The 12,259-nt window shown below is 66.7% G+C and carries 14 protein-coding genes and 1 other RNA gene; 4 read left to right on the plus strand and 11 right to left on the minus strand.

Annotation, left to right across the window (positions count from 1 at the left end; genetic code table 11):
* Positions 1-52 precede the first annotated feature (52 nt).
* Positions 53-1,336, plus strand: coding sequence for a guanine deaminase (gene guaD, locus JF542_RS21670; protein WP_207077380.1), 1,284 nt, complete (start codon positions 53-55; stop codon positions 1,334-1,336).
* 36 nt (positions 1,337-1,372) lie between these two features.
* On the opposite strand, the gene JF542_RS21675 is transcribed toward guaD, so the two are convergent.
* The 5 genes from JF542_RS21675 to JF542_RS21695 form a co-directional block, all read right to left on the minus strand.
* Entirely contained in the window at positions 1,373-1,933 is a 561-nt protein-coding gene (locus JF542_RS21675) for a CAP domain-containing protein (protein WP_207077381.1), read from the minus strand.
* 110 nt (positions 1,934-2,043) lie between these two features.
* Positions 2,044-2,520: a CAP domain-containing protein gene (locus JF542_RS21680; RefSeq protein ID WP_242533884.1), complete on the minus strand. Its 477-nt coding sequence runs from the start codon at positions 2,518-2,520 to the stop codon at positions 2,044-2,046.
* A gap of 65 nt (positions 2,521-2,585) precedes the next feature.
* Complete coding sequence (locus JF542_RS21685) at positions 2,586-3,926, minus strand: 8-oxoguanine deaminase (RefSeq protein WP_207077383.1); 1,341 nt, start codon at positions 3,924-3,926, stop codon at positions 2,586-2,588.
* A gap of 110 nt (positions 3,927-4,036) precedes the next feature.
* Positions 4,037-4,837: a histidinol-phosphatase gene (hisN, locus tag JF542_RS21690; protein WP_207077384.1), complete on the minus strand. Its 801-nt coding sequence runs from the start codon at positions 4,835-4,837 to the stop codon at positions 4,037-4,039.
* A 55-nt stretch (positions 4,838-4,892) separates the two neighbouring features.
* The gene (locus JF542_RS21695; RefSeq protein WP_007799117.1) at positions 4,893-5,276 is read right to left on the minus strand and encodes a helix-turn-helix domain-containing protein; all 384 of its coding nucleotides are present in this window, start codon (positions 5,274-5,276) and stop codon (positions 4,893-4,895) included.
* 298 nt (positions 5,277-5,574) lie between these two features.
* On the opposite strand from JF542_RS21695, the gene JF542_RS21700 reads away from it, so the two are divergent.
* Entirely contained in the window at positions 5,575-6,540 is a 966-nt protein-coding gene (locus JF542_RS21700; RefSeq protein ID WP_207077385.1) for an NADPH:quinone oxidoreductase family protein, read from the plus strand.
* A 114-nt stretch (positions 6,541-6,654) separates the two neighbouring features.
* Here JF542_RS21700 and JF542_RS21705 read toward each other — a convergent pair whose 3' ends face one another.
* A complete protein-coding gene (locus JF542_RS21705) occupies positions 6,655-7,527 on the minus strand; it encodes a LysR family transcriptional regulator (RefSeq protein WP_007799114.1) in 873 nt (290 codons plus the stop codon).
* Positions 7,528-7,652: 125 nt separating this feature from the next.
* Here JF542_RS21705 and JF542_RS21710 point away from each other — a divergent pair, with 125 nt between their 5' ends.
* Both JF542_RS21710 and JF542_RS21715 read left to right on the plus strand, forming a co-directional pair.
* Positions 7,653-7,874 carry a DUF1127 domain-containing protein gene (locus JF542_RS21710; protein WP_207077386.1) on the plus strand — a complete coding sequence of 74 codons (222 nt, stop codon included), beginning with the start codon at positions 7,653-7,655 and terminating at the stop codon, positions 7,872-7,874.
* 136 nt (positions 7,875-8,010) lie between these two features.
* On the plus strand, positions 8,011-8,751 hold the full coding sequence (locus JF542_RS21715) for a Bax inhibitor-1/YccA family protein (protein ID WP_207077387.1): 741 nt from the start codon (positions 8,011-8,013) through the stop codon (positions 8,749-8,751).
* A gap of 86 nt (positions 8,752-8,837) precedes the next feature.
* Here JF542_RS21715 and JF542_RS21720 read toward each other — a convergent pair whose 3' ends face one another.
* The 5 genes from JF542_RS21720 to JF542_RS21740 all read right to left on the minus strand — a co-directional run bounded on the left by JF542_RS21720 (position 8,838) and on the right by JF542_RS21740 (position 12,150).
* On the minus strand, positions 8,838-9,494 hold the full coding sequence (locus JF542_RS21720) for an aminotransferase class IV family protein (protein WP_340689176.1): 657 nt from the start codon (positions 9,492-9,494) through the stop codon (positions 8,838-8,840).
* The gene (locus JF542_RS21725) at positions 9,455-10,606 is read right to left on the minus strand and encodes an aminodeoxychorismate synthase component I (RefSeq protein ID WP_207077388.1); all 1,152 of its coding nucleotides are present in this window, start codon (positions 10,604-10,606) and stop codon (positions 9,455-9,457) included. Before JF542_RS21725 ends, JF542_RS21720 begins: the two co-directional genes overlap by 40 nt.
* 93 nt (positions 10,607-10,699) lie before the next feature.
* Positions 10,700-10,867, minus strand: a complete 168-nt coding sequence (gene rpmG / locus JF542_RS21730) for a 50S ribosomal protein L33 (RefSeq protein WP_007799108.1) — start codon at positions 10,865-10,867, stop codon at positions 10,700-10,702.
* Between the two features lie 116 nt (positions 10,868-10,983).
* Positions 10,984-11,387: RNase P RNA component class A (rnpB, locus tag JF542_RS21735), an RNA gene on the minus strand.
* 52 nt (positions 11,388-11,439) lie between these two features.
* Complete coding sequence (locus JF542_RS21740; protein WP_007799105.1) at positions 11,440-12,150, minus strand: alpha/beta fold hydrolase; 711 nt, start codon at positions 12,148-12,150, stop codon at positions 11,440-11,442.
* Positions 12,151-12,259: the final 109 nt, after the last annotated feature.

Raw genomic sequence — 12,259 nt, forward strand, 5'->3', positions numbered from 1 at the left:
GCGCTTCGGCGCCCTTGCCGTCATGTTGCGGCGGGTTTGCATCGGAGACACCATGGCGACGCTACATCTGGGACAGGTCCTGAGCTTCGACGGCTCGCCCTTCGACGAGGGTCACGACGCCGTCTGGCATGAGCGCCGCGGCGCGCTGGTGGTCGAGGGCGATCGCATTCTCGCCGTCGGCCCCGCCGATGCGATGCGCGCGGCGCATCCCGGGGCCGAGGTCATCGACCACGGCGACGGGCTCATCGTCCCGGGCTTCGTCGATGCCCACGCGCATTACCCTCAGACCGGCATGATCGCGAGCTGGGGCAAGCGGCTGATCGACTGGCTGAACCACTATACCTTCCCCGAAGAGATGCGCTTTGCCGATCCCGCCCATGCCCGCGCGATGGCCGGGCGCTATCTCGACCTGCTGCTCGACCACGGCACCACCTCTGTCTGCACCTACTGCACCATCCACCCGGCCTCGGTGGACGCCATCTTCGAGGCCGCAGAGGCGCGCGGGATGCGGGTCTTCGCCGGCAAGACCTGCATGGACCGCGACACCGCGCCGGAGGGCCTGCGCGACACCGCGCAATCGGCGTATGACGACAGCAAGGCATTGCTTGAGCGCTGGCACGGCACCGGCCGCGCCTCCTACGTGATCACGCCGCGTTTCTCGCCCACCTCGACGGTGGCGCAGCTCGAGGCGCTGGGGGCGCTCTGGGGCGAGCACCCGGATTGCCTGATGCAGACCCACCTGAGCGAGCAGGTCGACGAGATCGCGTGGGTGAAATCGCTCTACCCCTCGGCACGGGACTACCTCGATACCTACGAGGCCCACGGCCTGCTGGGGGCCGGTGGCCTCTACGGCCATGCCATCCATCTGGAACCACGCGAGCGCGACCGGCTGCGCGAGGTTGGCGCCTCGCTGATCCATTGCCCGACCTCGAACACCTTCATCGGCTCGGGCCTGTTCGACATGGGCGGGCTGACGCGCGAAGGCCAGATCGTCGGGCTTGCAACCGATACCGGCGGCGGCTCGTCTTTCTCCATGCTGCGCACAATGGCCGCGGCCTACGAGATCGGCCAGCTCAGGCACCGCCCGCTGCACGCCTCCGAACTGCTGTGGCTGGCGACGCAGGGCTCGGCGCGGGCGCTGCATGTGGACGACCGCATCGGCAACCTTGCCGCCGGGATGGAGGCGGATTTCGTCGTGCTCGACCTGGCCTCGACGCCCGCCATCGCGCAGCGCGTGGCGCAGGCGGGCGACATCTGGGAGGCGCTGTTCCCGACGATAATGATGGGCGACGACCGCGCCGTCGCCTCGACCTGGGTCGCGGGACGCAAGCGCTGAGGTCTGAGGTCTGAGGTCTGAGGTCTGAGGTCCGGTTTAGCCCTGCTGGCCGGTGATCAGCACCCAGTAATCCCCCGACCGTCCGATGCCGTAATCGCTGACATCGGTGCGGATCATGGTCTGGAGGTGCGACGGCGAGTCGGTCCAGCTCTCGAGCACGAAGTCGAAGCCGCACGGCGTCCAGCCGACATTCTCGTGCACGTGGCGCAGGGGGTAACCGGCTGCGCTGGCGCGCTGCCCGACCTTGCTGCCGTCAGAGCCGACATGTGTCACGGTCTGCAAGCGCGCCACGTCCCGCGCATGGGTCGCCGCCGCCGCTTCCAGCGCCGATGAGCGTCGCAGCGCGGGCAATCCCCGCGCGGCGCGGTAGGCCGCAAAGCTCTGATCCGCGCTCTGGCCGCTGGCCGCGGGGCAGCCGGTGCCGCTGAAGACCGACTTCGTCGGCGCGTTCTCGCCCGCGCGGAGGCCGGGCGCCCCGGCGGTCTGAGCAGCCACGGCACCCGCCTCGGGTCGGGCTGCCGGCGCATCATCGCGCACGTCGATTTCCACGCAGGCGGCGAGAGGGGCGAGCAGCAACAGGGGCGCGAGGAGCTTCATCGGATCACCTTTTGGCGGGCTGGTTGGCGGACTTGGCATTTTGCCTCCAGATAGCGCCGCGCCAAGCCAACGGCCACACCCTCCAGACGCCGTGTGCGGGAAAGCGCCGCCTAGCGCGGCGCCGCCAGAACCATGGCGTAGAAATCGCCCGCCCGGGCCAGACCGTATTGCGTGACATTGGTCTTGAGCATGTTCCTGCGGTGACCCGGAGAATTTATCCAGAGGCGCATCGCGTTGTCCATGCCCTGGCGCGTCTGCGCCACGTTCTCGGCCGCGGCGCGGTACCGATAGCCTTCACGCTCGAGCCGGTCGGTCATCTGGCTGCCGTCCGAGCCGGTATGGGTCATCAGGTCCATGGCCTGCATGTCACGCGCATGGGCCTCGGCAACGGCCTCGAGCTTGGCGGAGCGGGTCAGCGGACGCAGGCCATGCGACGCGCGGAACGCGTTGAGCGAGGGCACCGCTGCCGCTGGCTCCGGCTCGATCTGTGCGGTGGCGGCAGGCTCCATTGGCCCGCTCCGGCTGGCGATGTCAGGCGTTGGCGCGGCACAGCCCGCCGTGAGCAGCAGCGCGGCTGCGGTGATCATCCGTTTCAATGCGTCTTCCTTCGTACCGTCATCAGATCCTTGCCGGGAACTCCCTAAGGTTTTGTTCACGGCTGTTCGGCCAGCCTCAGAGCCAGCGTGTCCTGATGCGCCAGCGTCGCGCCGAGGTCGATGGTCGTGAGCAGCCCGTCGCGCACCACCTGCCGTCCTTCGACGAACAGGTGGCGCACCCGTTGCGGACCGGCGAGCAACAGGGCCGCCTTGTCCCAGCTGCCGGCGCTGTCGATCCCCGTGACATCCCAGAGCGCCAGATCGGCGCGCTTGCCCGGCGCGATCTGGCCGCAATCGTGGCGGCCGAGCACCTCGGCCCCGCCCCGGGTCGCAAGCCGCAGCGCCTCGCGGGCGCTCATCGCGTCGGCCCCGCGCGACACCCTTTGCAAAAGCATCGCCTGCCGCGCCTCGGCGACGAGGTTGGAACTGTCGTTGCTGGCCGACCCGTCAACGCCGAGCCCCACCGGCACGCCCGCGTCGACCATGTCGCGGATCGGCGCGATGCCCGAGCCGAGCCGGCAGTTCGAGCACGGGCAATGCGCCACCCCGGTTCGAGATTGTGCAAAGAGATCAATCTCCTGCCCGTCGAGCTTTACGCAATGTGCGTGCCAGACATCGGGGCCGGTCCAGCCCAACTCCTCGGCGTATTGACCGGGCCGGCAGCCGAACTGCGCCTCGGAATAGGCGATGTCCTCGTCGTTCTCGGCAAGGTGCGTGTGCATCATCACGCCCTTGTCCCGGGCCAGAAGTGCCGCGTCGCGCATCAGCTCGCGGCTCACCGAAAACGGCGAGCACGGCGCCACGCCGACGCGCACCATCGCGCCCTCTCTGGGATCATGGAAGGCGTCGATGACGCGAATGCAGTCCTCGAGGATCGCCTCCTCGCGCTCGACCAGCGCATCGGGCGGCAGGCCGCCGTCACTCTCGCCGATGCTCATGGCGCCGCGGGTGGCATGGAAGCGCAGCCCGATCTCGGTCGCGGCGTCGATCGTGTCGTCGAGACGCGCGCCGTTGGGGTAGAGATACAGGTGGTCCGAGGTCAGGGTGCAGCCCGAAAGTGCCAGCTCGGCCAGCCCGGTCAGCGCCGAGATGCGCATTTCCTCGGGACCGAAGCGGGACCAGATCGGGTAGAGGGTCTGGAGCCAGCCGAAGAGCAGCGCGTCCTGACCGCCGGGCACCGCGCGGGTCAGGGTCTGGTAGAGGTGGTGATGCGTATTCACCAGCCCGGGCGTCACCACGCAATTCGCGGCCTCGACCACCTCGCCCGCGGTCGTGAGCCCCTCGCCGATCTGCACGATCACGCCGTCCCGGATCAGCACGTCGGCGCCGGCAAACTCGCTGCCGGCATCATCCATGGTGAGCACGCTATGGGCGTTGCGGATCAGGGTCTCGGACATGGTGAGGCACTCCTTGGGGTTTGCCCGGAGAGTGGCCGGTTCCGCACCGGAATGGAAGTTGCGACCTCACGATCCGGGCGGTTTCGCCCGAGACCGTGACCGTCTCCCGCTCAGCCCTGGAGCAGCGCCAGCGCCTCTGCGTGAAGTTCCGCGTTGGCGGCGGCGAGAACGCGCCCGCCCTCGTGCGCCGGGCCGCCCTCCCAGTCGGTGACGATGCCGCCCGCCGCCTCGATCACCGCGATCGGCGCCTGCACGTCATAAGGATAGAGCCCGGCTTCGACCACAAGGTCGATCTGCCCCGCCGCGAGCAGAGCGTAGGCGTAGCAATCCATGCCATAGCGGGTCAGCCGGGCGCGGTCCTTCACGCGCGTAAAGGCGGTGCGGTCGGCATCTGTGCCGATCTCGGGGAAGGTGGTGAAGAGGATCGCCTCGTCGAGCCCACGCGGGCGGCGTGTCGAGAGCGCGAAGTCGCCCAGCGGGCCGCTCCACTCGGCGCGGCCAAGCCCGCCGCAAAACCGCTCGCCGGTATAAGGCTGGTCGATGATCCCGAGCCGCGGCCCGGTCTCGTCGGAAAGAGCGATCAGCACGCCCCAGGTGGGCGTGCCGCTCAGGAAGCCACGGGTGCCGTCGATGGGATCGAGCACCCAGGTCAGCCCGCTGCTGCCGCTGGTGGTGCCGAGCTCTTCGCCGAGAATGCCATCCTCGGGCCGGCGCGCCGCGAGCAGGCCGCGCATCGCCTCTTCGGCAGCGCGGTCGGCGACGGTCACCGGGTCGAAGCCCTCGGCCTGCTTGTTCTCCGCATCGAGCCCATGGGCCCGGAAATGCGGCAGGATCGCCGCACGCGCGGCATCTGCCAGCGCATGCGCCGTGTCCCAAAGCTCGTTGGCCAGATTTTCGGATATATCGGCCATCGCCGCCACCTCGCTGATTTTCTTGCAAATCAGCTAGCGCAGCGGCGACGCAGGCTCAAGCCACGTCGGACAGGACGCGGGCCAGTTCGAACAAGCGGCGGCGCTGGTTCTCGGGGATCGCGTAATAGGAGCGCACCAGGTCGAGCGCTTCCTTGTCGCCGAGGATGTCGGCCGGCATCGCTGCTGCCGGGGCGGCTGCCTCTTCCGGGGCCTCCTGCTCGGCGTCGATGCCTTCGAAGAAGAAACTCACCGGCACTTCAAGTGCGTCCGCGATATCCCAGAGGCGGGAGGCGCTGACGCGGTTGGCGCCGGTCTCGTACTTCTGGATCTGCTGGAACTTGATCCCGACCTGCTCGGCAAGTTGCTGTTGCGTCATCCCCACCAGCCAGCGGCGGTGACGGATGCGTTTGCCCACATGGACGTCCACGGGATGCGTCATTGGCGTTTCCTTCTACCACACCCCGTACCAGGGGCGACTAATTCTTCCTGCGCCACCGGCGCAACCTGCTCTGGGCACACACACACGCACCCAGCGATCTTTTTACCAGCCTGCGGACAGTACATCGTCAGAGGCGTTGTGATCAAGCACGACGCGCCTGATACGGTAAATACAGTCGACTATGTGCACCTAAAGGTTGCAGGAGCACGTACCACTTAAGCACATATGGGGGCGGATCGAGATTTGACAATTCAACAAAAGCACCATCACATTCACGATCACGATCCACGAGGCCCGTATGCTATCTTTTCTTCTCAGCTCGCATGAAAAGCAACCTACCCTAACGGATATAGACATTCCTGAATGCGCGTCAGGGCAGATCAGGCTGCGGATCGGGGCCTGTGGGCTCAATTTCGCGGATCTCCTGATGATTGAGGGGAAGTACCAGGATACCCCCAAGGTTCCGTTCACCATGGGCATGGAAGTGGCCGGCACGATCGACACGATCGGCACCGGTGTGACCGGGTTTGCGCCGGGCGATCGCGTGGCGGTCTTCGGCGGAAAGGACGGGCTGGCCGAGTATGGCGTGTTCGACGCCGCGCGCGCTGTGAAGATCCCCGACAGCATGAGTTTCGAAGACGCGGCCGCCTTCCAGATTGCCTATGGAACCAGTCACTTGGCGCTCGATCATCGTGCACGTCTCCAGCCCGGTGAGACCCTCCTCGTGCTCGGCGCGGCGGGCGGTGTGGGGCTCACGGCGGTCGAGATTGGCAAGCTCATGGGAGCCACCGTGATCGCCTGCGCGCGGGGACCGGAAAAGCTCGAGGTCGCCCGTCAGGCAGGCGCGGATCACCTCATCGATGCCCGCACCGAGGACATCCGCGAGGCGGTGCTCGCGCTCGGCGGGTCGGACATTGTCTACGACGCGGTCGGAGGCGACCAGTTCACTGCCGCGTTCCGCTCCTGCAAGCCCGAGGCGCGGATTCTGACCATCGGCTTTGCAAGCGGAGAGGTCCCGCAGATCAAGGCGAACCACCTATTGGTGAAGAATCTCACCGTCATGGGGCTCTACTGGGGCGGCTACCTGACCTTCCGGCCGGAGATTCTCACCGGATCTCTGGCACAGCTCTTCGCATGGTACGACCAGAAGAAGATTCGTCCGCATGTGAGTCACGTGCTTCCGCTGGAAGAGGTCGCCGACGGGCTCGCCCTGCTGCGCGACCGCAAGTCGACCGGCAAGGTTGTGATCCGCATCGACGGTTAGCGCCGGACAGATTCCAATTTCCTGAAACTGAGACAGCTTACCTCAGCGCCGAAGCGCAGGGCGCGACAAAACGCCCTGAACCGCGCGCTCAAGTCAAGCTTTCGGTGCGAATGCCTACGCGGCGGCGATTTCGCGCCGACCGCGCAGCACGCCGAACTCTGCCCGCAGCGCCCCAAGAAGGGGCTCGATGAGCTGAGGGCGCGCGCTCGACGCGTAGAGACAGATCGACTGCTTGCCGAGTTCCGGCAACTCTCCCGGCGGGATCAGTTCGAAATGCGCCGGCGCGTGGCCCTCGAGGATCGGCGTCACCGCGAGATCGGCCGACACCGACACTTCGATGGTGCGGTCGCTCTCGCTGTCCACTGCCAGTTCCCAGTCGAACCCCTCGCGCTCCATCAGCGAGATCGCAACCGGGCGGAAACCGCAACGCCGTGAAAAGGCGATGCGCAGGGGCCGGGTCTTCCATGCGGTGCCGGTCGGCGCACCGTACCAGCGCAGCGGCACCTCGAGCAGCGGCTCGGCGCCGTCGCCCGGCTCGGTCTCGGTGGTCAGGATCACGTCGACCTCGCCCCGGGCGAACTGCTCCTTAAGCCCGGCGGTGTAGGAGCTGATCAGCTGTAGCCGCACCCGCGGGAAATCGCGCTGCATCTTCTTCATCACGCGCGGGATCACCGGGTAGACGATGTCATGCGGCACGCCGAGCACCAGCTCGCCCTCCCAGTCGGTCGCCGTCAGTCTTGCGTAGATCTCGTCGTTCAGCTCGACCATGCGGCGCGCATATTTCAGCAGCTGCTCGCCCGCGGGCGTGAGACTGACCCCGCGCCCCGAGCGGTCGAGCAGCGCCAGCCCAAGAGACTCCTCCAGCCGCTTGAGCTGCATCGAGACCGCCGATTGCGTGAGGTTGAGGAACCCGGCGGCGCGGGTGACCCCGCCGGCCTCTGCGACAGCGAGGAAGGAACGGAGCGTGGTGATGTCTAGATTGCGCATGAATCGGATTTCGTGATGGGAGGGATCAGGGATATTCGTTTTACAGATGGGTTGGCCAAGAGCATACCGATCACATGAAGACATGAATACAGAAATCCACATCACATTTCGTGAAGGACACCATCATGCCCCGTGACACCGCCCTGCCCCGCGCCGCCTGCAAGCCGTCCGCGCAGCACCGCCCCCTTCTGCACCGACTGCTCGACCTGCAGGCGCTGTGGCGCCAGCGCCGCCGCCTGGCCGAGCTCGACGACGCCGCGCTGCGCGACATGGGCATCAGCCGCGCCGATGCCCTGCACGAGGCCAGCCGCAAACCTTGGGACGCCCCCGCCCACTGGCGCGGCTAAGCCGCGAGCAGGCCGCAAAAGACGTATCGAAAGCACCGGTTTTCCGGTGCCTTCCATCTTGAAATGCCGCCCCGCTCTGCCAATATCGAAGGCAATAAATCCATCTCGATACCTGAGACACAGCTTGGAGGCATGAATGGCTGAATACAGAACAATCCGGACCGCTACCGGAAGCGCGAGCGCGGCCCAGATTGACGAGGGTCTGCGCGCCCACATGAACAAGGTCTACGGGACCATGTCCATCGGGATGCTGCTGACCTTCGCAGTCGCCTGGGCAGTGGGCACCAGCCCCGAACTGCTGGCCGTGTTCCGTGACCCCGCCACGCTGCAGCCGAACATCCTTGGCTGGATCATCATGTTTGCTCCGCTGATCATGGCCTTCGCCTTCGGCGCGGTTCTGAACCGCATCTCCGCCGCCGGCGCGCAGCTGTTCTTCTTCGGCTTCGCCGCCGTGATGGGCCTGTCGCTGAGCTGGATCTTCGTGGCCTTCACCGGCTTCTCGATCGCGCAGGTGTTCCTCGTGACCTCGATCGCCTTCGCGGGCCTGTCGCTCTGGGGCTACACCACCAAGAAGGACATCTCCGGCTGGGGTTCGTTCCTGATCATGGGCGTGATCGGCATCCTCGTGGCCTCGATCATCAACATCTTCCTGGCATCGCCCGCGATCTACTTCGCGATCTCGATCCTGGGTGTGCTGATCTTCGCCGGCCTGACCGCCTACGACACGCAGAACATCAAGAACACCTACCTGCAGCACGCAGCGCATAGCGACAGCGAGTGGCTCGGCAAGGCCGCCATCATGGGCGCCCTGCAGCTCTACCTCGACTTCATCAACATGTTCATGTTCCTGCTGCAACTGCTTGGCAATCGCGAATAATCGCGCCGCCACCGGCACAAAATGACAAGGCCCCGGGCGATTGCCCGGGGCCTTTTTCGTAGCAAAGCCTCATGTGCGTACGCAGGTCAGCCCAGCGCAGAGCCCAGCCGCACCGGGATCAGCCCGCGCAGCGAATTCCCGATCCAGATGGTCTCGGCCCGCTCAAGATCCTCCATCCCAAGCACGGCCTCCTGAGCCTCGCCGCTCAGCAGCAGGCTCTCGCGCAGCACGCCGGGCAGCAGGCCGCATTCCGCGTGCGGCGTGAGGATACGCCCGCCCCGGCTCAGAAAGACGTTGGTATAGGCACCCTCGCAGAGCTCGTCATGCTGATTGAAGAACAGCACATCTGTGACGGCGCGCGGCTTCTGGCGCAGCGTCTCGTCATAGAGATGACGGCGGGTGGTCTTGAGCCTCAGGAACGGATCACCGGCGTCGAGCCGGTGCGGCGAAATCGTCACCATGCCGTTTTCGGGAGACGAAGCGAGGTTGAAGGGCTGCTGGTCGAACTCGATATCGCCCTCGCGCCCGACGGTCATGCGCAGCCGCAGCGGCGCGTCGCCCGAGATCCGCTCGATCCGCTGCCAGGCCGTCGCGCGGTCGAAGGCAAAGCCGAGCGCCGCGCAGCTACGTTCGGCGCGGGCCATGTGCATCCCGCCCCGGGTCACCCCTGAACCGGGCAGCCACAGCATGGTCTCGATCACTCTCAGCGCGGGATCAGACCGGTCACGAAGCGGGATTTCCACAGTGCTTCCTCGTACTCGTCATCGCACACACTGTCGTGCACGATACCACCTCCGACGCCCATTTGTGCGCGTCCCGTGCCGGTCACCGTCAGGCTACGGATCGCGACGTTGAAATCGGCGCCGCCATCCGGGCCGGCCCAACCGATGGCGCCGCAATAGGCGCCCCGCTGCCAGCGCTCGAGCCGATGGATCGCCTGCATGGCGGCGATCTTGGGCGCGCCGGTGATCGAGCCGCAGGGGAACAGCGCCCGCATCAGCTCGGGCAGTGACGGCGCTCCCTCGAGCTGCGCCTCGACCCGGCTCACCATCTGGTGCACCGTGGCGTAGGTTTCAACCTCGAGCAGCGCCGGCACGGTCACCGAGCCCACGCGCGAGAGGCGCGACAGGTCGTTGCGCATCAGGTCGACGATCATGATGTTCTCGGCGCGGTTCTTGGCGTCCTGCGCCAGCGCGTCGCGCAGGGCGGCGTCGCGCTCGGGATCGGCTGCGCGCGGGGCGGTGCCCTTCATCGGCGCCACCATGATCCGCCCGTCTGCTTCGAGCCGGAAGAATCGCTCCGGCGAGCGCGACAGGATCTGCGTGTCGCCCAGCGCGACATAGGCGCCGTGCCCGACCGGCTGGAAGCGCCGCATCGCCCCCCAGAGCCCGAGCGGCGCGCCGTTGAACCGCAGCGTCATCGGCATGGTGAGATTGACTTGGTAGAGATCGCCACGGGCGATCATCGCCTTGATCTCGTGGAATCGCTCAGCATAGGCGGCGCGATCCCAGAGCGGCGTCACCTCTGAAACCGTCACATCGGCGCTCTCGGCCTCGGCCTGCGCCAGCAGCGGCGCGGCATCGGAGGGACGCTCGAAGATACCGAAGGTCAGGAGCGGGCCTGCACCCTGTGCCGCAAGCGCCGCAAGCTTCGGCTCGAGCGCATGGCCAAGTTCATAGGAGGCCACGCCCGCGATCCAGAAGCCCGCGCGCCGTGCCGCCTCGAGTCGCTCGAGCGCGGCCGCAGGGTCATCGCCCTGCCCGCAGGTGACGATCTCGAGCGGGTTGCAGAACAGCGCCGGCGCGCCGCCAGGTCCGGCCTCGACCAGAACGCCGCTGAACGCCTCTGTGCGCATCAAAGCCCCCGCGCCTGCCATGCCCCGGATAGAGAAAGACCGCGCGGGTGTTATCCCGCGCGGCCCAGATCACTGTCCCTTACGAGGTAAGGCTTACTTGATCTTGCCTTCTTTGTATTCGACATGCTTGCGCACGACCGGATCGTACTTACGCACGGTCATCTTCTCGGTCATGGTGCGGGCGTTCTTCTTGGTCACGTAGAAGTGGCCGGTGCCCGCGGTCGAGTTCAGGCGGATCTTGATTGTGGTAGGCTTCGCCATGGTTCTTCTCCTGCGACGGGCAAGCGCGCACCTTGGCCCGCGCCCCGTAGAAATCCTTGAAGCCCGCCTTTTACCCAAGCGGGCGTCCGAGTCAACCGGGAATGACCCGGAAAATTATGCGTGGAGGGCCTGTAAGCCGGATTCTGTTCAGAGCGGGTCTCCCCGCCCCTCGGCGACCATTCCTCTAGGCCCGCGGTTGCCCGCGCGCTCAAGCTGCCAACCCGGACCTCTCGGGCCGAAGCAGCCCTGCGGTGATATCCCGAAGGATCATGCCCGCGCGAGGTCCCTATTTGGCATTGCTCCCGGTGGGGCTTGCCATGCGGGTCCGGTTGCCCGTCCCCCGGTGGTCTCTTACTCCACCGTTTCACCCTTACCGCCCCGAAGGACGGCGGTCTGTTCTCTGTGGCGCTGTCCGTCAGGTTGCCCTGCCCGGGCGTTACCCGGCACCGGCGCTTCGGTGAGTCCGGACTTTCCTCCCCCGACGGGTCACCCCGTCGGCGGCGGTCGCCCGGCCCTCCACGCCGGCCCGACATAGGCGCGGGGGCATGGCGCGTCAATCGCCGATCGCGCGCTCAGCGCAGCAGCATCGGCGCGCCCATCCAGTCGCGGATCAGATCGCTGAGCCGATCGGGCGCCTCAAGCGGTAGCAGGTGCCCGGCCTCTTCGACCACCTCGAGCGTCGCGCCGGGAATCAGCTCGGCGAGGAAACTCTGGCGCTTCTCGGGATGCAGCGTGTCATGCGCACCGCAGAGCACCGTCACCGGCACCCGCAGCTTGCGCAGCGTGCCCTGCTGGTCACGCCGACGTTGCAACACCCGGACCTGCCGCACAAAGGTCTCGGGGCCGAGGGTCTGCGCCATGTCCATCAGCATGGCCTGGATCTCGAGCTTGTAGGGGCCCGGCGCGTAGCACTCCGACGGGATCAGGGCCTGCACGGCCTGATCGAGCCGCCCGGCGCGGGCCTTGATGATCAGCGCATCGCGGTCTGCGGCCTGTTGCGGCGTGTCGGCCAAGGGCGTTGTGTTGATCAGCATGAGCCGCGCCACCCGGTCCGGCGCCCGGCGCTGCAGTTCCATCGCGACGACACCGCCGAGGCCGAGCCCGGCCAGCGCAAACCGTCGCGGCAGCACGTCGAGCAGACCCGAGGCCACTTCCTCGACCCGCTCGCCGGTGTTGATCGGGGCGACCATGACGGCCATGTCTCGAGACAGATCGGCGATCTGCGGCCCGAAGAGCCGCGCGTCGCACATCAGTTCGGGCAGCAGAACGAGAGGTTCAGCCATTCCGTCCCCCGAAAATCCGGATCCGTCCCGCGCCGGAGACCAACATGCCCTGCCTCTTGGTTTTTTTGGTGTTGCGCGAATTCTAGCACGCAGGCGAGCGAGGAAAAGC

The organism is Salipiger bermudensis, assembly GCF_017309175.1.
GTDB classification, from domain to species: domain Bacteria; phylum Pseudomonadota; class Alphaproteobacteria; order Rhodobacterales; family Rhodobacteraceae; genus Salipiger; species Salipiger bermudensis.

Bases quoted from the DNA above. Each gene is read 5' to 3' on its own strand.
- JF542_RS21715 (WP_207077387.1), top strand. From the start codon at position 8,011: ATGGCTGAATACAGAACAATCCGGACCGCTACCGGAAGCGCGAGCGCG.
- JF542_RS21740 (WP_007799105.1), bottom strand. From the start codon at position 12,150: ATGGCTGAACCTCTCGTTCTGCTGCCCGAACTGATGTGCGACGCGCGG.
- JF542_RS21705 (WP_007799114.1), bottom strand. From the start codon at position 7,527: ATGCGCAATCTAGACATCACCACGCTCCGTTCCTTCCTCGCTGTCGCA.
- JF542_RS21685 (WP_207077383.1), bottom strand. From the start codon at position 3,926: ATGTCCGAGACCCTGATCCGCAACGCCCATAGCGTGCTCACCATGGAT.
- hisN (WP_207077384.1), bottom strand. From the start codon at position 4,837: ATGGCCGATATATCCGAAAATCTGGCCAACGAGCTTTGGGACACGGCG.
- guaD (WP_207077380.1), top strand. From the start codon at position 53: ATGGCGACGCTACATCTGGGACAGGTCCTGAGCTTCGACGGCTCGCCC.
- JF542_RS21700 (WP_207077385.1), top strand. From the start codon at position 5,575: ATGCTATCTTTTCTTCTCAGCTCGCATGAAAAGCAACCTACCCTAACG.
- JF542_RS21725 (WP_207077388.1), bottom strand. From the start codon at position 10,606: ATGCGCACAGAGGCGTTCAGCGGCGTTCTGGTCGAGGCCGGACCTGGC.
- JF542_RS21710 (WP_207077386.1), top strand. From the start codon at position 7,653: ATGCCCCGTGACACCGCCCTGCCCCGCGCCGCCTGCAAGCCGTCCGCG.
- JF542_RS21680 (WP_242533884.1), bottom strand. From the start codon at position 2,520: ATGATCACCGCAGCCGCGCTGCTGCTCACGGCGGGCTGTGCCGCGCCA.
- rpmG (WP_007799108.1), bottom strand. From the start codon at position 10,867: ATGGCGAAGCCTACCACAATCAAGATCCGCCTGAACTCGACCGCGGGC.
- JF542_RS21695 (WP_007799117.1), bottom strand. From the start codon at position 5,276: ATGACGCATCCCGTGGACGTCCATGTGGGCAAACGCATCCGTCACCGC.
- JF542_RS21675 (WP_207077381.1), bottom strand. From the start codon at position 1,933: ATGAAGCTCCTCGCGCCCCTGTTGCTGCTCGCCCCTCTCGCCGCCTGC.